This window comes from Bacillus sp. DC4300-2b2 (assembly GCF_049895685.1).
Classification (GTDB): Bacteria; Bacillota; Bacilli; order Bacillales; family Bacillaceae; genus Bacillus; species Bacillus safensis.
Map to the genome: position 1 here is coordinate 666,383 of NZ_JAFCSW010000003.1, position 21,187 is coordinate 687,569.

The following is a 21,187-nucleotide window of genomic DNA, read 5'->3' on the forward strand; positions in this document are numbered from 1 at the left end:
GAGAACCTTCCTCCTTTCCTATGAGATCGCGTGATGTTTCTCAATTTCAATTAGATTTGATTTGAAGATTAAATGTCTGTTCACTGCATTGACGTAAGCTTTCGCCGATGCTTCAAGCACATCTTGCGCTACACCGCGTCCTGCTGTTTCTTTTCCTTCTATTGAAACAGTGACATATACTTCTGCTAGTGCATCTCTGCCTTTTCCATTTGATTGAATGCGGTAGTCCAGCAAATGAATTCTTTCTTCCATACAGCGCTCAAGCGTGTTGTACACAGCCTCTACACTGCCTGCACCTGTAGCTGCTTCTTGAATGACTGCCTGTGTTTCTTGGTTTTTCAGAGAAACTGTTGCTGTTGGCATTTGTTCTGTTCCATAATGCACTTGCAGACTTTCAAATTCGTAGCCAATTTTTCGATCTGCTACTTTTTCTTCTAATATAATAGAGATCAAATCATCATCTGTAATTTCTTTCTTCTTCTCTGTCAAGTTCTTGAAAGTCTCAAAGAATTTATTGATTTCGTCTTCCGTTAGTTTAAAGCCTAGTGTTTTCATGCGGTCTTTAAACGCGTGTCTTCCGGAGTGTTTTCCAAGGACAAGCACATCTGTTGTCACACCGACAAGCTCTGGAGAAATAATTTCATAGGTTGTTTTTTCTTTGAGGAAACCATCTTGGTGAATACCTGATTCATGTGCAAAAGCGTTGTTTCCAACGACTGCTTTATTACGTGGCACAATCATTCCTGAGTATTTGCTCACTACATCACTTGTACGCTTAATTTCATTCAATTGAATCGTTGATTCGACCTGGTAAAAGTCTTTTCGAATATGAAGAGCTACTGCAATTTCTTCTAACGCGGCATTTCCAGCGCGCTCGCCAATTCCGTTGACAGCCGTTTCAATTTGATCTGCTCCATTTTCAATGGCAGCAAGTGAGTTTGCCACAGCCATTCCTAGATCATCGTGACAGTGAGCGGACAAGTTAACTCGGTCGATATTCGGAACGTGTTCCTTCATATATTTAAAGATATTCCCGTACTCTTTTGGCGCTAGGTATCCAACTGTATCTGGCAAGTTAATGACACTCGCCCCAGCGTCAATGACCTTTTCTACAATTTCTGCCAAGAAAGCAAGATCTGTACGGCACGCATCTTCTGCTGACCACTGGACAACTGGAAAACGTTCTTTCGCATATTTCACCATTGCAACAGCCTGTTCTACGACTTCTTCACGTGTTTTCTTTAGTTTATGCTTCAGGTGAATGTCAGAAGTAGCAATAAAGACATGAAGCCTTGGCTCCACTCCATCTTTTAATGCTTCCCATGCAGCATCAATGTCACCTTTCACACATCGTGCAAGACCAGCAACAGAACAGTTTTTAATCGTTCTTGCTATTTCTTGTACGCCTAAAAAATCCCCTCGGGATGAAGCGGGAAAACCCGCTTCAATGATATTAACCCCAAGGCGCTCAAGCTGCTTTGCAATGATTAGCTTTTCTTGTGCATTTAAGTTCACTCCTGGTGATTGCTCTCCATCTCGAAGTGTTGTGTCAAAAAAATTAATTTTCCGCACCGACGCTCACCGCTTCCTTTTTCTTTCCTTGTTTAACGAAAGGCATCATTTCACGAAGCTTTCTACCAACGATTTCAATTTGGTGCTCATTTTCATTTGCATTGATTGCATTGAAACGTGGACGATTCACTTGGTTTTCAACGATCCATTCTTTTGCAAAAGTTCCGTTTTGGATATCAGTCAAAACAGCTTTCATCGATTCTTTTACTTTTGCATCTACAACGCGTGGTCCTGATACGAAGTCACCCCATTGTGCTGTATCAGAGATTGAATATCTCATGCCTTCTAATCCTTCTTCATACATAAGGTCAACGATTAATTTCAGTTCATGCAGACACTCGAAGTATGCAAGCTCTGGCTGATAACCAGCTTCTGTTAACGTTTCGAAACCTGCTTTCACTAGTGAAGTAAGACCTCCACAAAGAACTGCCTGCTCACCGAAAAGATCCGTTTCTGTTTCTTCTTTAAATGTTGTTTCAAGAACGCCAGCTCTTGCTCCGCCGATCGCTTTCGCATAAGCAAGTGCTTTGTCTTTCGCTTGGCCAGATACATCTTGATAGATAGCAAATAGGGCAGGTACACCAGCGCCTTGCTCATACGTTCTTCTCACAAGATGTCCTGGACCTTTTGGAGCTACTAGATACACGTCTACGTCACTTGGAGGAACAATTTGATGGAAGTGGACGTTAAATCCGTGTGCGAATACAAGTGAGTTGCCAGCTTCTAATTGATCTTTGATTTCTTCATCATATACTTTCTTTTGCTGCTCATCTGGAAGTAGTACCATGACGACATCTGCTTGTGCTGCTGCTTCTTTAACTGTGAATACTTGATGGCCGTCTTCTTGTGCTTTTGTATAAGATCCGCCTTTTCTTACGCCGACGATCACATCTACGCCGCTTTCTTTTAAGTTCAATGCATGTGCATGACCTTGTGAACCGTAACCAATGATTGCTACCTTTTGACCATTTAATACGTTTTCTTGAATATCACCGTTATAATATACTTTTACCATTTGACTCTCTCCTTTTGTTTAGACAATTGAAATTGTTTTATTTGTTTGCGGCTTTTGCTGATTATCTCTTGCAAAGGCCGTAGTGCCAGTTCTGGCGACTTCTTTAATGCCGTATGGCTTAAGTAATTCAATGAGTGCTTCAATTTTTGAAGACTCACCTGTCACCTGAATGACGACACTTTCTCTGCTCACATCTACAATAGAAGCTCTAAAAGGTTCAATGACCCCTGTGATCTCCATTCTAGATGCCGGTGCAGATACGACTTTTATCAAAGCCAGCTCTCGCTGAACGATTGATTGGTTTGTAATGTCTGTTACTTTCAAAACATCGATTTGTTTGTTCAGCTGTTTTGTCAGCTGTTCGATGTCTTTCTCCTGGTCTACATGGACGACGAACGTGATGCGTGATACATCTTGAATCTCAGAATGGCCGACCGTAATGCTTTCAATGTTGTAGTGTCTTTTGGTAAAGAGGCCTGTGATTCTGTTCAGTACGCCTGATCGATTTAATACAGTCAACACAATAATTCTTTTCAAGGTTTCACCCCCACCATCTCATGAAGTCCTTTCCCCGGTGCTACCATCGGGAATACTTTTTCATCTCTCGCTACATTGACATCGATGAAAACAGGCTCTCTAGAGGTTAAGGCTTCTTCGAGTTTTTCTTTCGCCTCTTCGTCTGATGAGATTCTGATCCCTTTAATGCCATAAGCTTCAGATAATTTTACGAAGTCTGGCTGCTCTGAAAATTTAGAATGTGAGTAGCGTTCTTCGTAGAAAATTTCTTGCCATTGTCTTACCATTCCAAGGCTGTGATTATTGAGTACAATCACTTTGACTGGAAGGTTCAGCTCACGGATAACGGCAAGTTCTTGCAGGGTCATTTGGAAACCTCCGTCTCCTAAAATCGCTACAACGGTTGCCTCTTGATCAGCAAGCTGGGCGCCGATGGCTGCTGGTAATCCGAAGCCCATTGTGCCAAGTCCTCCAGATGTGACCCACTTATCTGCATTTTCAAATGGATAGAACTGTGCCGCCCACATTTGATGCTGTCCGACATCAGTTGCGACAATGGCTTCACCTTTTGTGAATTGATGAATGTATTCAATCAGCTTTTGAGGTTTAAAACCTTCAGCTTCGTTTTCAACGTACCAGAGTGGATATTCTTCCTTCCACTGATCTAATTGATTTTTCCATTCGTCTGATTCCCCTTGCTTCCCGTCTTGCTTGATCAGCTCTTCAAGAACGAGCTTACTGTCTCCAACAACCGGGATATGGGTATGAATGTTCTTACCAATTTCCGCTGGGTCGATGTCAATATGAGCGACCTTCGCATGTTTCGCAAAATGATTGAGGTTGCCTGTTACCCTGTCATCAAATCTTGCTCCGATTGAAATGAGCAGGTCACATTGATGAAGAGCCATGTTCGCTGCATATGTGCCATGCATACCAGCCATTCCTAGGAAAAGAGGATGCTTTGCCGGGAATCCGCCAAGTCCAAGCAATGTATGAGCGACTGGGATTTGCTGCTGCTCTACATACTGTCTTAATTCTTCAGATGCTTTGCCATGAAGAACGCCAGCTCCTGCTAGAATAACTGGTTTCTTCGCTCTGCTGACAGCTTCTACCAATTTGCGAATTTGCAAATAGTTCGGCTCTACTTTTGGCTGATAACCAGGTAAATCAATTGGCTGGTCATATTCAAAGGTTCCTTCAATGCCTGCGACATCTTTTGGAATATCGATCAATACTGGACCAGGTCTGCCTGTTGTTGCAATATGGAATGCCTCTTTAATGACACCTGGTAATTCCTCTGGATTTCTTACCTGGTAGCTGTGCTTTGTAATTGGCATTGTGATGCCGAGTACATCTGCTTCTTGGAAAGCATCCGATCCAATGACTGACGTTGCCACCTGCCCTGTGAATACAACTAGGGGAAGTGAATCAATCATTGCATCTGCAATTCCTGTCACAAGGTTTGTCGCTCCAGGCCCTGATGTTGCAATGACAACACCTGGTTTACCAGATACTCTTGCGTATCCTTCTGCTGCGTGAATCGCTCCCTGCTCATGTCTTGGCAGGACATGAAATAAACCAGAGTCGTAAATTTTATCGTAGATTGGCAAAACTGCTCCGCCCGGATAGCCGAAAATGACTTCTACTTTTTCTCTTTTGAGTGCTTCAATTAACATGAGTGCACCGTTCATCGTTTGTGGCGCTTTTGATTTTTCCGTCTCCATTTGTACATTTATCCCCATTTGATTTCCTCCTCTTTGTCTTGCTTCAGTCAAGTCCTTTCACCCTTTTCCATTCAAGATAGAGATATGAGACCATATAAAAAAGCCTTCTCACCCCACAATGACACTACTTTTCACTAGGTCAAAGGGGCGAAAAAGCTTTGTTTTTCGCGGTACCACCCTTGTTCACGGCAAACCCTTGCTGCCGTCTCATGGACATCTTTCGTCCATTTTGGTAACGAGTGAGCAATGTCACTCGGCCTGCCCTACTATCATTTCAAGCAGACACTCAGAGGTGAGTTCACTTTAGAAAGTAACACCGGTTTCCAGCTAGCACCGGCTCTCTGTAGATACTGACTCTAAAGCTACTAGTCCTCTTCAACGTTTATCGATATCTATTTAACTTGCATGAATGTTTTCATCTGCAAAAACGACTTTTTCTCCTTCTTCAACTACTCGCTTGCGGAATTGTTCAAGAAGTTTGTTTGTGTGGAACCCAGGTTTCCCTTCACCGATTGTACGGCCATCAACTTTTACAACGGCGATGACTTCGGCTGCGGTTCCTGTTAGAAATACTTCTTCTGCTGTATACACATCATGTCTTGTGAAAGGTTCTTCTTTCACTTCGTAGCCTAAGTCTTCTGCAATTTCCATGATGGCATTTCTTGTGATGCCTTCGAGTGCGCCGATATAACCTGGCGGTGTATAAAGCTTGCCTTTTTTATAAATAAACACGTTGTCTGCAGAACCTTCCGCCACGTACCCTTGATCGTTCAGCATCAGCGCTTCACTTACACCGGCCATATGGGCTTCGATTCGGACAAGAATGTTATTCAAATAGTTTAATGATTTCACTTTTGGGCTAAGGACATCTGGACGATTTCGTCTTGTTGGAACCGTCACAATATCAATACCCGTTTCATATAGGTGCTTTGGAAAAATGGCCAGCGGCTCTACAATGATCACTGTGTTGGCTCTCCCGCAGTTGTTAGGGTCTAATCCAAGATCACCTGCTCCTCTTGAGACGACAAGGCGGATATAGGCATCCTTTAGGCCGTTCCTTTCAACTGTATGAATCATTTTTTCCGTGAGTTCCTCAAGTGAATATGGAATGTTCAGCATAATGGATCTGGCGGAATCATACAGGCGGTCTAAATGTTCTTTCATTCGAAAGATATTTCCGTTATACACGCGAATCCCTTCGAAAACACCGTCGCCATATAAAAAGCCATGATCGTAAACTGAAATTTTCGCATCCTCTTTTTTCACGAGTTCATCGTTTAAAAAGATCCACTGTTCCTTTTGGTCTTCCATTTTCAGTGAGCACCCTCTCTTTCAAACAAAAAGTAGTTGAATTTTCAGACACTTTATGTTGAAGTGTCAATCGCTTGCACTGCGTGTTTGTTTAGCTTTTGTTGAACTCATCTTACGCCGCTTTCCATACAGTGTCAACAGCATTTTTAAAATTATTAGACAATTTAGACTAATCAAAATTAAATGTATACGCTTACACCTTTGCTAGACAAGGAATGCAAAAACTTAAAATTTTTTGTATTTTTTCTTCAATTTATTTACTTTACATGAACGGTTTTCTTTTGAGAAAACTTTTGTGATATTTTTTCACATGATTTTTGATGAATATTGTGAGATTTCATTGACTTCGTTTTTTCTTTTGGCATGCCTTTCTAAAGCGTTTTCCTATGAATTTATGATAGAATGAGAGCATCTAATAGAAGGAGGGCAATACATGGCTAACATCAGAGGTTATATCGGTACTTATACAAAGGGAGACAGTAAAGGCGTTTATACGTTTACTTTAAATACGGACAAGCAGCAGATTGAGCAAGTAGAAGTCGCTGCTGAGCTTGAAAATCCTACATATTTAACCGTGTCAGAGGATCAAAAGTTTGTTTATGCTGTTGTGAAAAAAGGATCACAGGGCGGCCTTGCTGCGTATCAAATTGATTCAACAACAGGCAGACTTCTCTTCATCAACCAAGAGCTTGCCGATGGAGCTTCTCCTTGTCACGTCAGCGTGGACAGTCAAACGAAAACGGCGTATACAGCAAACTATCATAAAGGGACAGCAGAGATGTATGAGATCGATGCTGAAAATGGCTCAGTGATCCGCACGCTCTCACAGGCGCAGCATGAAGGAACTGGCCCTAACGAAGATCGTCAGGAAAAACCGCACACTCACTTTATGGGTCTCACGCCAGATGAACAATTTGCTGTGGCTGTTGACCTTGGAACAGATGGAATTTATACGTATAAGAAAGAAGACGGCAAACTTGAGCTTGCTCATACATTTGAAACAAAGCCAGGCAGCGGACCTCGTCATATCACATTCCACCCAACGAAACCTGTGGCATATGTCATGACAGAGCTAAGCTCAGAGGTCATTGTGCTTCGTTACTTTGAAGATGGTCATTTTGAAGAAATCCAAACAATCGCGACCATTCCAAGCGATTTTACAGAGAACAATCAAGGCAGTGCCATTCATGTCTCTTCAGACGGACAATTTGTTTATGCAGGAAATCGCGGTCATGACAGCATTGCGATTTTTAAAGCAGACGCTAACGGCCAATTAAGCCTAGTCGAGATTGCTTCTTCTGAAGGAAACTGGCCTAGAGATTTTGTGCTTGATCCAACAGAAGAATTCCTCGTCGGTTCAAACCAAGAATCTAGCAACCTTGTGTTATACAAACGCGATAAAGAAACGGGACGACTCACTGTCTTACAATCAGACATCACTGTCCCTCATCCAGTTTGCGTGAAATTTTTAGGATAAAAGAAAAAAGCCTCCTATAACGGAGGCTTTTTCTTTATGCAGACGGCATACCACCATCCTCAAGCTTTTGATCAATTAAAGACGTATCGGTTTTTTCGCCGAACCATTTTGACAGCCTGTCTTTTGCTTTCCCTTTCACATCATTATCAATGTACATTGCTACTTGCAGCAAAGCAAATGTAATGGCTCCTAAATCATCTGTATAGCCGACACCAATTAATGTATCCGGAATGAGATCAAGCGGAAGGATAAAATAGCCGAGTGCTCCAATAATCAAGGTCTTTGCTTTAACCGGCACTTCGGGTTTTTGCAATGTATAGTAAAGTAATAGCACAGCATAGACAAGAGAGACACCAGCTTTTTGTGCCGTTTTTTTTAGCTTTTCCCAAAAGGCATGATCATTAAAATGCTTCTTCGAACGCTTTAATAGTTCTTTTTTCTCAGAACGATTCATCATATCGCCTCCATCTACAGCATAGCCCTTTTCCCTCAGTTATACAAGATATCCGCTGATTCGACAAACAAAAAGCAGCAGAAAGCTGCTGCATTCTACTGCTCTTTGTAAAACTTTTCAATTGCCTTATCGATGTAAACCCATCCTTTATAAGACACATGAATCGTATCTTTAAAGAAGTATGGATCGTACTCATGCTTAGTCAAATCTGCGACTTCATACCCATTATCTCGAATTTGACGATTGATTTTTTCATAATAACCTGTACGGCCTTCTTTAGGAAAACCAGTGTAATCATACCACTTTCCGTTGACAGGAATCGTTACAAACAAAGGCTTTGCCCCTGCCTGTTTTAAAATATCCAGCATGATTTGAAAATCTTTATATTCTGGTGATTCGGCATAAGAATGACCTTCACGGGAATCCTTCATCTTCTTCATGATCGGTTTCAGTTTACGGTCAAACAGTTTTTGATTAATATAAAACGGGTTGTCCCCTGCTCTTTCCGCACCAAAAATGCTCGCTTCTTTTTCAAGCTCAGCCCATGTTTTTCCTTTGACTGAAGGAGACGGTTGAAGCTTGCGCTCATGCCCCGATCCAATCGTATAGTACATGTCTTTCTTTTGAAGCATACCATAATACATTTTCGCAATTGGAGAAATAGCGCCATAAGCGAACTTGTTTCCAGATAGCTCTGCTTTAAAAAGCTCTGTGATCACCATGTCGTTTTTGACTGCTTTAAACTTCATGATTCTTTTGATGAGCTCTTTTTTCACAGTTGGATCAATTTCTTTATTATAGGCGAGATTCAGCGCTTGAAGCGCTGAATAGTTAGGGGCAAAGTGATTCTCGTCAGATCCCCATTTCACAAACCACTGCGGGGACACGATAAATACAAGCTTCTTCCCTTTTAATTCATCCATATGCGCTGCAAAGTTCATCGCATGAATTAATGATTGCGATCCACCTTTTCCAATAAGATAAGGTGTAAACCCTTGAGGATTCTCATGAAAGAAATTCGAAGGGTGATATGGATCAAAACGTGATAGTTCAGAAGATCCATAGATCGGCAAATAAGTTGGATCTTTTAGCATTTCATCTTGTAAATAAAGCCCTTGAAACATCCCTGGATCTAATTCTGTGGCTGACTTTTGTAATTTGTCTTTTGGGATCAGGTGTGAGAGCCATGCATTTGGTACAAGAAGAACACCAATGAATAGAACAGCCGCTAAAATAAGCGGCCCAAAAAAACGCTTTTTCATTACTTCATCTCTGCCAGCTGCTCAGCAATATGATTCGGCGTATCCCACACATCACGATCGAATTCTGTAATCGGAACAGTGATTCCGAGTTGACTTTCAATTGCCATAAGCAGTTCTACTGTACCAAATGAATCAAGAAGACCTTCTTCAAAAATCGCAATCTCTGGATTTTCTTTCACAACGTCGTCCTGACAAACCTCTGCAATAATACCGTATACTTGATTTTTAAATTCCATAATTTTCTACTCCCTTAATCATTAATGATGAAATGGTTTTCCTGAAAAAATATAAAATCCGAAACAAATCACATGGAATGTAATAATGATCGACACAACCATTGTGACCTTATTATCCGGCCACCACTTGTGCTTTTTATTCCATTTCTCAAATAAATTGTAACCGGACATAACAACTGCATGATATAGTCCGTAAATAATATATTGAAGGGCAAGACCATGCCAAGCACCCATCAATAGAAAGAGGACAAAGTACCCGATATTTGATACAGCCATACGGTTCTTAATCCACTTCTTTTTGGTCATAAAGAACACAAATCTCATAAACACGTAGTCTCTGAACCAGAAGGACAGGGACATGTGCCAGCGATTCCAGAAGTCTTTAATATTTCGGCTGATAAACGGTTTATTAAAGTTCTCTGGCGACTTAATGCCCATAATATAACTCACACCTACAGCAAATGCTGTATATCCAGCAAAGTCAAAGAACAAATACATGCTGTAAGCATACATATACGTTAACTGCTGAACAAAGTGACTGCTGCTAATATGATGGATATTCATCAGAATATACGTGTGTATCAAATATCCAATAATGAACTTATATAAGAAGCCAATGAAAATTTTATGAATACCGGCATACAGAAGATCACTGTATGCTTCCTTTTCAGGCGGCGTATCCATATCCTTTTCAAATCGGCGGTAACGGTCAATCGGACCTGATGAAATCGTAGGGAAAAAGACAATGAAATAGACCAAACGGTGAATCGGAATTTTCTTCTTAATTAAGCCGTCTCTTGTCTCAATAATTAACTGAACACCTTTAAATGTTAAGTACGAGATCCCCAAAAAGCTCAGCCAGTTCATTGGCGCCGGCTGGTGCGGCTGATGAGTTAAAAAGAATGGTAAAATCTTAGACAGCACAAGCGGCAAAATAGATGCCACCACTGCTGCATAGAAAACGGATGCCTGATTCGCCTTTAACCGGTATGCAAGGTACAGGCGGATGATTAAGACTTGCCACACCGTGAACAAGAAGAGCAGCAGTGCGCCATGTGCATCCTTTGAGAAAATAAGCGCGAGTGCCACAACTGTTGCAAACATATTGTAGCCCTGCATTCTTTTGCCGCGAAGACCAAGAATGATCGTCGGCAAAAGAAGAATACCAATTAGAATGAAGAAAAAGAATGAACTAAACGGAATCATAGAAGAACCTCTTTCGCGATTCTCTTACGGTCAACCTTCCCGTTTGGCGTCATGTACAGCTGCTCAAGATAGACAAACTTTCTTGGAATCATGTACGCTGGCAGTGAATCCGCCATTTCTTTCTTAATCGCGCTTGTCAGCTGATACTCTTTTTCAAATGAATGAGCTGCTGGAACAATCGCTGCAATCAAGTACTCGACATGACCGTTTGGCTGGAATGGCACAATCACACAAGCATTGACATAGGTTGTCTCGCTCACATGATATTCAATTTCTTCAAGCTCCATCCGGTATCCATGAAGCTTAATTTGATAGTCGAGACGACCGTGGCACGTAATTAATCCATCCTGCGCTACACCTGCGTCACCTGTGCGGTAAGCAGGGCGTCCTTCGTATTCAAAGAACACTTTATCTGTTAAGGCTTGTTCACCTAAGTAGCCTCTCGTGACACTTGGCCCCACGATGACAATTTCACCTTTTTCACCATCAGGAAGTGTCTTGCCTTCTTCATCTAAAATGACGATATCTGTATCAGGTTTGGCATAGCCGACTGGTAAAGAATCGTGGAGATCAAGAATCGCCTGCGTGACTTCAATCGATGTGATCGCAACAGTTGCTTCAGTTGGACCATACGTATTAAAGACCTGCGCCTTTGGAAAACGCTCCAGAAGTGCACTTGCTACAGCTACAGGAAGCGCCTCACCGCAGAACAAGAAAACTTTCAGCTCTGGTAAAAGCTCCCCTGTAAAGGAAGGGTCCATTAAGCACATTTGCACAAAGGATGGTGTTGATGTCCACACTTCAACGTCAGATTGACCAAGTGCTGCAAACATATCCTTTGGCTTGTTGACGAGATCTTTTACTAAACAGTAAAGCGTGCCGCCTGATTGAAGCGCTGGATAGATATCCATCACTGATAAGTCAAAAGAAAATGGTGCTTGATTTAAGAATGTGCGTCCCTCACCAATTGGGAAATCGCGGCACATCCACTCTGTAAAGCTTTCTAAATTATTGGCGGTTACCTGAACGCCTTTCGGTTTTCCGGTACTGCCAGACGTATAAATAATGTAGAAAACATCATCTTGTTGAACCCACTGCGTGGCTGGCGGTGCTTCTTTTTCAATTGCTAAAAGTGATGCCGCACTTTTCACTTCAATGTGTTCTTCTACATCTAATACATTCTGCTCATTTGCACAAATCAATAAACTGGCTTTTGAGCTTTCAATGATTGAGACGATGCGCTCGACAGGTATTGAGATGTCGACCGGAATATAAGGTCTGCCTGATTTCACACTGCCTAAGAAAGAAATCAGCATCTCTGGCTCCATATGACCGTAGACAATGACAGGTTCACTGCCAGCTGCGACCGCATCAATCGCACCAGCCATTTGGTCTGATAAATGCCAAAGCTCATCATATGTGATCGACGACTGTTGAGAAACAAATGCTGGCTGTGTTGGTTTCGTTTGCTGGTATTCATGAATCGTGTGTAATAGTTTCATAGTTTAATCTCCAATTAAAAATCGTTGTAAATGAATGATCCCGTATTTGCTGTGTGGAATCCGTAAATAAAGAACAATAATAGCAAAATAAGTAAGTAAAAGCTTGTATATCCTATCCATTTTACAGACTTATTTTCTGATAGCTTTTTGAATAGCATATTGATAACCTCTTTTCTTTTGACACTTATAGAGACGCATGGATCATCAAAAGAGTTTCATATCAAACCATAAAATTTTTAAGAAATGCTAAAAAAATGTCGAACCTTGGAACGTCTCTTTTGAGCAAAGCTGTCTTATTGTAACAAAGATTTAATACATTTGAAATAAAATCCGAGCTTAAATTTGCCTTAAAATTGCTGAAAGCTGTCGAGAAGCAGCATATTCTTCTTTAGGTTTATTCATTAACTGATAAACCATTAAATAGAGTTCCTTATTCATCTGAATTAAGTTACATTAAATCATATAATAATTAATCTTCTAAATGGAGGGCTCATCTATTGTCAAAAGGACTTATTCATCATATTGAACTAAATGTTTCGAATTTAAAGAATTCGATTATTTTTTGGGGGTGGTTTTTAGAGGAGTTAGGCTACGAGCCGTATCAAACCTGGGAAAGCGGTCGAAGTTGGAAATTGGGAGAAACTTATATCGTTTTCGTACAAACGGAGGAACGATTTATGGACATACCCTATCATAGACGCAGGACAGGTCTAAACCACCTGGCTTTTCATGCCAGTTCCCGGCAGCAAGTAGATGATATGACTGAAAAGTTTAAAAGCATGGGTGTTAAAATTCTTTATACCGATACACACCCCTTCGCAGGCGGCGATAAACATTACGCTGTTTATTTTGAAGATCCTGATAGAATGAAAGTCGAATTGGTGGCACCTTGATTTTAGTTTGACTAGTGAAATAAAAGAACTATAAAAAGAAACCATGATTTCATGGGTTTCTCGTCATTCCATGATAAGAAATCCGTCACAAGGCAAGCAGGTTTTCTTTTTTGATCTAGTCCCCAAAAGCTTGGGTATATCCCGTCACCGAAGCCTGTTGTAAAGATAGCAATGTCAACTTTGTCATGAAAATGGGTGACAAGCCAGCCCCATGTGTGCTTGTAGTTTTGCTCAAGCGCTTCTGCAAATTCCTCGTAAAGATAAAAATCATTGTCCTCTTTATATCGCTTATCCTCATAAGCTTGAAGATATATAGCTGATTCCGCATCCATAAAGCAGCCCATACCCGTATTCACACCGTAGCCGAAGAACTCATCTTCTTTCAAATGTTTGATATCCTGTCCTGCTCTTGTCGCAAGCTCCCATTCTATTGCTTGCTCGTTTGTAAACTTGATCATTGCATAGGCGGCGCGTTCGTCACCACTTTCTAATCGCTTTACTACAAGTAGAATAGGACATTTTCCTAGAGTAACTTTCCTCGTAAAAGATTGATCACCTTCTAAAACAAAAGGATCACAGGCAACGATATGGCCTACCTGTTTAGCAAATAATTGATCACCTTCAGGGCTGCTTGTTGTTTCTCCATTTTCATATAATAGGTGTTTTGATTTGATATTGTAAAAGAGATCATTCCTTTCATTGTTTTTCTGATTTCCTTCTACTATATTTAGTTTTTTTAATTGAGGAAGAAGAATATTTAAAAAAAGAGATATGATTCCCCTTTTAAGAGAGCTACCGTTTTTATAAACGGCAGTTTGTGAAGCTTAAAAAGTTCCATGAAACAAAATCCTGAAATTCTGGAGAGAATTTCAGTAAAAAAGCCCCTTCATCAAGCGAAGGGGCTGGCAGTTAATTATTTTTCAATAAGAACTCACATACAGTTGGCTGAATATGCTGTCTTTGAAGGCTCATTAATAAGTATTTGGTTTCGATATCAGAAGAAAATATTTTCTCCTTATAATGATCAAATTCTTGTCTTGTTGGCACTTCATTTTTCAACACTTCTTCAACAGAAATCCCAACCGCTTTCAATTTTTCATTTGTGGATGCTTTCTTGATTTCTAGAGACTCTTCTTCTCCATTTAAACGATTAGAGAAGATTCCCAAAATTTCAACGACAGCATCTACTTGCTCTTTCCTTAAATTATGATCCAAAGCAAACATGAAAAATGGATGGTCATCTCCGTCAATGATTGTCTTAAGTAAATAATTTTGATACTTGAGGAGTTCTATCTCTCTTTCTAAATTCATCGTGTCACTCCTTTGTTAATTATGCAATAATGAACATAATTGCCCATGCAATTGTTCTTGCAGAAGATGCTGGTATCCCCAATTCAAAGATCAGGAAATCAATTAATCTTGCTTCAATACTGTTTGTAACACTGTCAAGAAAATCGGCAATTTGTTTGGAGTACTTTTTAACGTAATCTGCATTTTTCTTACTCAAAATTTCCAGAAGGTCTCCTAGAAGTTTGCCGCCATTCCTTAATGCATAGACTAAAGCGTCTTTTTTCAAACCTTTTGTACTTAGTGTAGGGTCATTTACTACAGTATTATTAATTTTATTCGTTAATTCGTTTTGAACTGTAGCGTTTTGTAGAACGGTACTCTGCAATTCAACTTTAACCAGATTTTTTTCTTTTTTGTTCTCTGCTGCATACGTAGAAACTGGGGCTACAATTGAAAATAAAGTAGTCAATGCTAGTGTTCCTGCAATAATTTGTTTTTTCATTTAAAATTCTCCTTAAAAGCAGATGCATCCGCAAGAGTTTATTGGCCTATAAAGAACATTAACAAATACAGGAATTTTTTTATACGCTTTTTCTTATTTTTGAATAAAATTGGTATTTAAATCCTTATTTATTTAACAAAAAATAATCTTTATGTCTCTTTTTGTTAAATTGAATAATCTATTATTCATACTACTTTTTATCTCTCTCATAAGGTTTTATGTGTGATCAACAACAGGTTTCATTTCGTTTACCTTGTAACATACAAGAAAGGTGCTAAAATCGATCATGTTAAATCAACAAAAAGTCCTTCCATAATGGAAGGACTTTTTTGTTACACATCAGTATATTTTAGATGTAGCTGTGATATATGTCTGTTATTACTTATATTTTTGATACGTTAACTTTCATGGATTTATTTTATCTGCTCTTTGTTTCAATAACTATTACACATGCTTTGATGAACCATTCTTATTACAAAATTTTTCATTTCTTTTAGGTTGCTATGATTAAATATTTTGTCGTCCATGTTTGACCTCCTTTCTCTTCTTAATTCTTCTTTTAACCTACTTCCAATATATCACTTTATCCACATTATCCACCAATTCACCATATCTATTATTGTGTCTAACTCAGGGAATCGCTGAATCCTTTGCCGCTCTTGCTTTTCAGCCATTTCCTTAAAATGAGTTGGACATTTTCTCATTTTGGTTAGTTGATGAAAAAGAGCGCAAAACAGACCCACCTGCTATTTGAACAGATGAGCCTATAGGCCAAAGTCGTCCATTGTTTTATCCATTGTGTCTTGTGTGATCCCGATATATCTCAATGTAATATCTGGGCTTGAGTGGTTGAATATTTCTTGCAGCAAGGCCACATCCTTGAACTTCTTATAATGCCAGTATCCAAATGTTTTCCTTAATGTATGTGTACCTATGCTATCAAGCCCGACATACTCCGCTGCCTCTCTCAAAATGTTGTATGCACTACTGCGGCTGATAGGCTTGTTTAGCCCCTCTCTGCTTCTAAATACATACTCTTGATCATCATGATCTTTAATATATTGATCTAGTGCTTTCCTAAGTGTCTTGTTTATCTTGATTTTTTTTCTTTGCCTGTCTTCTTCTCCCTTAAAGACACATATTGTTTCTTAACGTCTTTGACACGTAATTGAAGAAGATCAGATATCTCAAGCCTAGATTGATCCCGGCCACAAAAAGCAGCAGATTTCGTTTGTTCCGCTCTTTAAGATATTTTTTAATGTAGTGATCTAGGATTAAGGAAAAGAGTGTGATAGTTGACATAATACGTTATATTACTTGTTTTCGAACGCGTTCAAATATCTAGAAATTCCAACCTACTCATAAAAGCTTACTAAAACCCTTCAAATAACTCCTTCACAAGTTTATTCATTATTAATACTTGGATTAGCAGTAAACAACATAGATATTAAAAGGGAATAAGTACATTTGGAGGGAATTAAATGACACAAGAATCTGATGAGCGTAATTTACAACAAATAAAACAAATGCAACAGATGTTTTTAGAGAAAATGAAAACTCAACCTTATCCCATGTACCCTAATTACGGAAAAATCACACGGTATGAAGAAATCCCAATTAATTTACCTGAACAACGTCAACTTCGTCATCCTGGTGTAGAAGGTTTAATGGTACCACTTCCAATTATTGAAAATACAAATTACAAAGGGAGTGGTAAGTTAGCGGGAAAAGTTGCTCTTATTACAGGAGGGGATAGTGGTATTGGTGCAGCAGTAGCCATTGCCTTCGCAAAGGAAAGTGCTGACGTTGCGATTGCATACTTAGATGAACACGAGGATGCTAATAGAACAAAAGCAAGAATCGAAGAACTCGGGCAACGTTGTTTATTGATGCCAGGAGACTTGCGAGATAAAAGGCAATGTATCACCATTGTAGAGAAAACAGTAAAAACCTTCGGGCGTCTAGATGTTCTATGTAACCACGTTGGTATCCAATTTCAACAACCTAGCCTTCTTGACATTACAGACGAACAATTCGATGACACCTTTAAAGTCAACATATACTCACATTTTTACACAACCAGAGCAGCGCTACCTTACTTAAAACCAGGCAGTTCTATTATCGGTACTTCTTCAGTCGTAACGTATGTAGGTGAGCAACAAATGATTGATTATACAGCTACAAAAGGTGCAATTGTTGGTTGGACACGTGCTTTGGCTAAAAATGTTGTAAAACAAGGAATTCGTGTAAACGCCGTTGCTCCAGGTCGAATCTGGACGCCACTCATTGCAGCAAGCTTCTCGTCAGACCAAGTGGCTGTATATGGAGCGTTTAACCCAATGGAACGAGTTGCCCATCCATTTGAACTCGCACCAACATTTGTTTATCTAGCTTCTGATGATTCACGTTTTGTTACAGGTCAAGTGCTGCATGTTGACGGTGGGGAATCCACACATTCCTAATATAAGGAGGTCATTGGATTGAGATATGAATTTAATCCAGAAGTAGAGTTATTACTTGTGAACCATTCAATGGAAAAAGTCACCATGGTTTATATGGAGCATTCATGGCCAATGTCTGAAATTGGACGTAGGCCGCCTTATTATTGCTACCCAAATTATGAACTGAATTATCCAATCATTTAAATAAATCGCAGTTATTCAGGAACGGTTAGGACATACAAAAATGGATATAACTATGTCAATTTACGCCCATGTCATCGAAGAAGCTGATCAAAAATCAGCCACCCATTTTGATAGCTTCTTTGATACAAAACAGGGAACGGAAATCCTTAAAAATAAATCCACTCCCACCCCGCTCCCAAAACTCTATTTTGAAGCGAGTTACGAACTTAAGTTCCAAAGAACAAAAAAGCCTGAAATCCTTGCTAATAAAGGGTTTCAGGCTTTTAACTTAGTACGTCCCAGGAGAGATTCGAACTCCCGACCGACGGCTTAGAAGGCCGTTGCTCTATCCTGCTGAGCTACTGGGACATGTTGTTATGTAGTCTGCTGTGGTGTATTACCTCAGCGACAAGATTTATTATATTACTATTGTTCTTTAAAGTCAACGGTTTTTCGAAAGTTTTTTCATAAGGGGCAAATGCTGCACCCTTATGAAATACCTTCCAATGTGACAGTGTTTTCGAGGTCTGATATGACCTGACCTTCGTCCGTGAAAAACTGTACGTTTGCTTCGCTTCCATCTAGTGTCAGTATAGCATAGCTGCGCTCTTTTCGCACTCTTGGCAAGTGTACGCTGCCAGGGTTAATGAGCAGTTTTCCTCTTAGCAGTTCACTGCCCGGGATGTGCGAGTGACCAAAGCAGATAAGGTCTGCGCCTAGCTCTTCTGCACGGTAGTAGACTTGAAGTAAGGATTGTTTGATGCCATGCAGATGTCCGTGAGTGAGAAATAGTTTTCCGCCTCCATCAAGTGGGAGCAGGAGCTCTTCTTCAAAATCGCCCATAAAGTCACAATTTCCTTTGACGACTTTGTATCCTTCGAGTGCTGGGTGGTTCGCTTCGAGTTCTGAATCTCCGCAGTGGATCATCATGTCGACTTCAGCCGCATGCCGTTTGGCAATGGTTTGAAGTTCGTCTGTGAGTCCATGACTGTCACTAATGATGAGTATCTTCATGGCTTCATTCCCCCTTATTCATTTGCGTCTAGCAGTGATGAAAGCTTTTGAAGCGCGACCGCTCGATGGCTGATCTTGTTTTTCTCCTCTGGTGATAACTCGGCCATCGTCTGGTCTTTGTCTTTGACGATGAAAATTGGGTCGTATCCGAAGCCATTTTCGCCGATTGGCTTTTCTGCGATGAAGCCTTCTACTGATCCTTCTACCGTCTTTGTTTCTTTTCCCGGTATGCTGACAGCAAGGGCACATCTGAATCTGGCTGTACGGTCTTCTTTTTCAATACCTTGAAGTTCGCTCAGCACTTTTTCCACATTCTCCGCATCGTCTTTATGCTCACCTGCGTATCTCGCTGAATACACGCCAGGTTTTCCGCCCAGATAATCAATCGACAGACCGGAATCGTCTGCAATGACCATTTCACCTGCTTTGGCTTGAATGGCCTCCGCTTTGATGATGGCATTTTCTTCGAAGGTTTGTCCTGTTTCTTCAATCTCTTCAGTAAAGCCAATGTCTGCTAGTGTTTTGACCGTGAATCCTTTTGGCTCAAGAATGGCTTTGAATTCTTTCGCTTTGCCCGCATTGTGCGTTGCAATGATGGCTGTTTTCATCCTGATCAAACCCTTCTCTTTATTCGATGACTTCTCCTGTTACTGCTTTTTGCTTTTCGATTAATTCTTTGATGCCCTTTTCGGCTAAATCAAGCAGTCCGTTTAGCTGTTCTCTTGAGAATGTCGCTTCTTCACCTGTGCCTTGAAGTTCAACAAAACGGCCAGCGCCTGTCATGATGACATTCATATCTACTTCAGCAGAAGAATCTTCTTCATAGTTTAAATCTAACAGAAGACCTTGCTGAGAATCAATTCCGACGGATATCGCCGCTAAATAATCAGTAATCGGGTTTTCTTTGATGACTCCTTCAGCTCGCAGCTTTTGAATCGCGAGTGTCATGGCAACAAAAGCACCTGTGATGGACGCTGTGCGTGTACCGCCGTCTGCTTGAATGACATCACAATCAATCCAAATCGTGCGTTCGCCAAGCTTTTCTAAGTCAACGACTGCGCGGAGTGCTCGTCCAATTAAACGCTGAATCTCCATCGTACGTCCTGTGACTTTTCCTTTAGATGATTCTCTTATCGTTCTTTGTGCGGTTGCTCTTGGAAGCATGCTATATTCTGCTGTAATCCAGCCTTTTCCTTCTCCTCTTAAAAAAGGAGGTACGCGGTCTTCGATCGATGCGTTACAAATCACCTTCGTATTTCCCGCTGAGATTAAGACAGAGCCTTCTGGGTGCGTGATGTAGCCTGCCTCTATTTCAATTTTTCTCAATTCGTCATATTGTCTTTCATCTAATCTCATGTTTTACCTCCGTTACGATATACATTCCGCGCGTGCCAGCGGGGTTCTCCTACTAACTTTGACAACCTCGGCTTGTTCTAACCGCTCGGAATAAAAAAGAGGCAGCGAATATGCATGCCTCTTTTTCTCCATTATATCAATGTGTGACGTTAAAAACTACCTGTATTCACTTGTTCTGGTCGTGAAACCGGCTTTGTGAGCTCTGCTCCTTTTTCGTTCACAAGCTCAGCCTTGCCGTTGACCTTAACAGATACGCTTTTGACGTCCGGCAGCTCTGTTAATGTGAGCACAATGCTATCAAGAACTTTTTGTGAAATGACCTTTTTCTTTTCATCCGCACTGCCAAAAATAGATTCGTTGAAATCAAGTGTCACATGTCCATCTTTTACTTTTGGAACATCATTCAGCTTCACATCTTGGTCAAAGTCTGTAAGCAGATGGCTTTTTTTGCTTGGTCCGGAAACGAGCTCATCAATTGCTGCTATAATCGGATCATCCTCGTCTTTTGGTGCTCTTGTGGTGACCGGAACGTAGTACGTCTTTTCATCAGATTCAGCTAAATAGTAGACAGTAACAGGCTTTGTTGAAGTCATATCAGCGGCAGCCTCGTGCTGGATATTAATCCCGTCTTCTCTGCTTAAATCATCTGAGATGGGCGTACCGTTCACAGGCATTTCTTTTAGTTCATGTCCATTCATCTTCAATTTGACTTTGGCTATGGAATCAAACTGTGTTAACGTCCAAGTAACAGATTGCAGGATTCGCTGTTCGTCTTCTTTTTTATAGTTTTTAAATTCATTTGAAAAATCCACAATCGCCGTTCCATCTTTAATATCGACAGATACGCTCGTGTCCGCAGGTAACACTGCTCTGAAACCATTCGGCATTAAGTTAGAAATAGGTCCCCCGTCCACGAGATATTCAAGGGTTTGTTTGGCACTTCCTTCATTTTTCGGCAGCGGAATGGATTGAGATACGACATACCCGTTTTTATCAATTAAATATAATTCTCTCATGACTGTATCAGCCTGCTTCTCTTCTTTTCCTTCTTTGGCTGTTTGTTTGTCTTCTTTATTTTCTTTCACATATGTGACGTTTTGTGGTGGATCAATCTCTGTTTTCGCTTGGTCTGTTTGAAACAATCCGCATCCTGACAAAAGCATGGCTGACGCGATACACGTAACAGCTGCTGTAGATCCTTTTTTCAGCATACTTCACCCTCCTCTAGTAGTT

Annotated in this window: 22 protein-coding genes, 1 tRNA gene, 1 pseudogene and 1 other annotated feature; of the genes and pseudogenes, 4 read left to right on the forward strand and 20 right to left on the reverse strand. The window is 40.5% G+C overall.

Annotated features, from left to right (window positions below; all coding sequences use genetic code 11):
- Window positions 1-18: 18 nt before the first annotated feature.
- The 5 genes from ACP69X_RS13420 to ilvE all read right to left on the reverse strand — a co-directional run bounded on the left by ACP69X_RS13420 (window position 19) and on the right by ilvE (window position 6,138).
- Window positions 19-1,572, reverse strand: coding sequence for a 2-isopropylmalate synthase (locus ACP69X_RS13420; protein ID WP_039180437.1), 1,554 nt, complete (start codon window positions 1,570-1,572; stop codon window positions 19-21).
- A complete protein-coding gene (ilvC, locus tag ACP69X_RS13425) occupies window positions 1,559-2,587 on the reverse strand; it encodes a ketol-acid reductoisomerase (RefSeq protein ID WP_024423187.1) in 1,029 nt (342 codons plus the stop codon). The genes ACP69X_RS13420 and ilvC overlap by 14 nt, the downstream gene beginning before the upstream one ends.
- Window positions 2,588-2,605: 18 nt before the next feature.
- Window positions 2,606-3,124: an acetolactate synthase small subunit gene (gene ilvN / locus ACP69X_RS13430; RefSeq protein WP_007501584.1), complete on the reverse strand. Its 519-nt coding sequence runs from the start codon at window positions 3,122-3,124 to the stop codon at window positions 2,606-2,608.
- Window positions 3,121-4,845: an acetolactate synthase large subunit gene (ilvB, locus tag ACP69X_RS13435; protein WP_426052741.1), complete on the reverse strand. Its 1,725-nt coding sequence runs from the start codon at window positions 4,843-4,845 to the stop codon at window positions 3,121-3,123. The genes ilvN and ilvB overlap by 4 nt, the downstream gene beginning before the upstream one ends.
- Before the next feature lie 122 nt (window positions 4,846-4,967).
- Window positions 4,968-5,215, reverse strand: a binding site (T-box leader).
- Window positions 5,216-5,223: 8 nt separating this feature from the next.
- Entirely contained in the window at window positions 5,224-6,138 is a 915-nt protein-coding gene (ilvE, locus tag ACP69X_RS13440; RefSeq protein WP_024427825.1) for a branched-chain-amino-acid transaminase, read from the reverse strand.
- Between the two features lie 433 nt (window positions 6,139-6,571).
- Here ilvE and ACP69X_RS13445 point away from each other — a divergent pair, with 433 nt between their 5' ends.
- Window positions 6,572-7,615 carry a lactonase family protein gene (locus ACP69X_RS13445; RefSeq protein ID WP_041086492.1) on the forward strand — a complete coding sequence of 348 codons (1,044 nt, stop codon included), beginning with the start codon at window positions 6,572-6,574 and terminating at the stop codon, window positions 7,613-7,615.
- Between the two features lie 34 nt (window positions 7,616-7,649).
- Here the strand turns inward: ACP69X_RS13445 and ACP69X_RS13450 are convergent, their stop codons facing one another.
- The 6 genes from ACP69X_RS13450 to ACP69X_RS13475 all read right to left on the reverse strand — a co-directional run bounded on the left by ACP69X_RS13450 (window position 7,650) and on the right by ACP69X_RS13475 (window position 12,439).
- A complete protein-coding gene (locus ACP69X_RS13450) occupies window positions 7,650-8,069 on the reverse strand; it encodes a YkvA family protein (RefSeq protein ID WP_269103211.1) in 420 nt (139 codons plus the stop codon).
- A gap of 95 nt (window positions 8,070-8,164) precedes the next feature.
- Complete coding sequence (dltD, locus tag ACP69X_RS13455; RefSeq protein ID WP_039180447.1) at window positions 8,165-9,331, reverse strand: D-alanyl-lipoteichoic acid biosynthesis protein DltD; 1,167 nt, start codon at window positions 9,329-9,331, stop codon at window positions 8,165-8,167.
- The gene (dltC, locus tag ACP69X_RS13460; RefSeq protein WP_024423191.1) at window positions 9,331-9,567 is read right to left on the reverse strand and encodes a D-alanine--poly(phosphoribitol) ligase subunit 2; all 237 of its coding nucleotides are present in this window, start codon (window positions 9,565-9,567) and stop codon (window positions 9,331-9,333) included. Before dltC ends, dltD begins: the two co-directional genes overlap by 1 nt.
- A 21-nt stretch (window positions 9,568-9,588) precedes the next feature.
- Window positions 9,589-10,773, reverse strand: a complete 1,185-nt coding sequence (dltB, locus tag ACP69X_RS13465; RefSeq protein ID WP_073980032.1) for a D-alanyl-lipoteichoic acid biosynthesis protein DltB — start codon at window positions 10,771-10,773, stop codon at window positions 9,589-9,591.
- A complete protein-coding gene (dltA, locus tag ACP69X_RS13470; RefSeq protein WP_426052742.1) occupies window positions 10,770-12,275 on the reverse strand; it encodes a D-alanine--poly(phosphoribitol) ligase subunit DltA in 1,506 nt (501 codons plus the stop codon). Before dltA ends, dltB begins: the two co-directional genes overlap by 4 nt.
- A 14-nt stretch (window positions 12,276-12,289) precedes the next feature.
- The gene (locus tag ACP69X_RS13475; protein ID WP_024427820.1) at window positions 12,290-12,439 is read right to left on the reverse strand and encodes a teichoic acid D-Ala incorporation-associated protein DltX; all 150 of its coding nucleotides are present in this window, start codon (window positions 12,437-12,439) and stop codon (window positions 12,290-12,292) included.
- A 333-nt stretch (window positions 12,440-12,772) separates the two neighbouring features.
- On the opposite strand from ACP69X_RS13475, the gene ACP69X_RS13480 reads away from it, so the two are divergent.
- Complete coding sequence (locus ACP69X_RS13480) at window positions 12,773-13,168, forward strand: VOC family protein (protein ID WP_269103209.1); 396 nt, start codon at window positions 12,773-12,775, stop codon at window positions 13,166-13,168.
- 11 nt (window positions 13,169-13,179) lie between these two features.
- Here ACP69X_RS13480 and ACP69X_RS13485 read toward each other — a convergent pair whose 3' ends face one another.
- The 4 genes and pseudogenes from ACP69X_RS13485 to ACP69X_RS13500 form a co-directional block, all read right to left on the reverse strand.
- A complete protein-coding gene (locus ACP69X_RS13485) occupies window positions 13,180-13,944 on the reverse strand; it encodes a DUF4241 domain-containing protein (RefSeq protein WP_426052764.1) in 765 nt (254 codons plus the stop codon).
- 133 nt (window positions 13,945-14,077) lie between these two features.
- Window positions 14,078-14,479, reverse strand: a complete 402-nt coding sequence (locus tag ACP69X_RS13490) for a DUF1878 family protein (RefSeq protein ID WP_073978769.1) — start codon at window positions 14,477-14,479, stop codon at window positions 14,078-14,080.
- 19 nt (window positions 14,480-14,498) lie between these two features.
- Window positions 14,499-14,960 (reverse strand): hypothetical protein, encoded by a 462-nt coding sequence (locus ACP69X_RS13495; protein ID WP_075611730.1) that lies wholly within the window; start codon window positions 14,958-14,960, stop codon window positions 14,499-14,501.
- A gap of 764 nt (window positions 14,961-15,724) precedes the next feature.
- Window positions 15,725-16,262: pseudogene (locus ACP69X_RS13500) on the reverse strand (site-specific integrase).
- A gap of 179 nt (window positions 16,263-16,441) precedes the next feature.
- Here ACP69X_RS13500 and ACP69X_RS13505 point away from each other — a divergent pair.
- Window positions 16,442-17,422 (forward strand): SDR family oxidoreductase, encoded by a 981-nt coding sequence (locus tag ACP69X_RS13505; RefSeq protein ID WP_047202622.1) that lies wholly within the window; start codon window positions 16,442-16,444, stop codon window positions 17,420-17,422.
- 18 nt (window positions 17,423-17,440) lie between these two features.
- Complete coding sequence (locus ACP69X_RS13510) at window positions 17,441-17,605, forward strand: hypothetical protein (protein ID WP_305960876.1); 165 nt, start codon at window positions 17,441-17,443, stop codon at window positions 17,603-17,605.
- Between the two features lie 274 nt (window positions 17,606-17,879).
- On the opposite strand, the gene ACP69X_RS13515 is transcribed toward ACP69X_RS13510, so the two are convergent.
- The 5 genes from ACP69X_RS13515 to ACP69X_RS13535 all read right to left on the reverse strand — a co-directional run bounded on the left by ACP69X_RS13515 (window position 17,880) and on the right by ACP69X_RS13535 (window position 21,165).
- Window positions 17,880-17,953: transfer RNA gene (locus ACP69X_RS13515), tRNA-Arg, on the reverse strand.
- A gap of 120 nt (window positions 17,954-18,073) precedes the next feature.
- Complete coding sequence (locus ACP69X_RS13520) at window positions 18,074-18,598, reverse strand: YfcE family phosphodiesterase (protein ID WP_426052743.1); 525 nt, start codon at window positions 18,596-18,598, stop codon at window positions 18,074-18,076.
- Window positions 18,599-18,612: 14 nt separating this feature from the next.
- Window positions 18,613-19,215, reverse strand: coding sequence for an XTP/dITP diphosphatase (locus ACP69X_RS13525; RefSeq protein ID WP_162860205.1), 603 nt, complete (start codon window positions 19,213-19,215; stop codon window positions 18,613-18,615).
- Window positions 19,216-19,225: 10 nt separating this feature from the next.
- Entirely contained in the window at window positions 19,226-19,954 is a 729-nt protein-coding gene (rph, locus tag ACP69X_RS13530; protein ID WP_024427165.1) for a ribonuclease PH, read from the reverse strand.
- Window positions 19,955-20,103: 149 nt separating this feature from the next.
- Complete coding sequence (locus ACP69X_RS13535; RefSeq protein ID WP_426052744.1) at window positions 20,104-21,165, reverse strand: GerMN domain-containing protein; 1,062 nt, start codon at window positions 21,163-21,165, stop codon at window positions 20,104-20,106.
- Window positions 21,166-21,187: the final 22 nt, after the last annotated feature.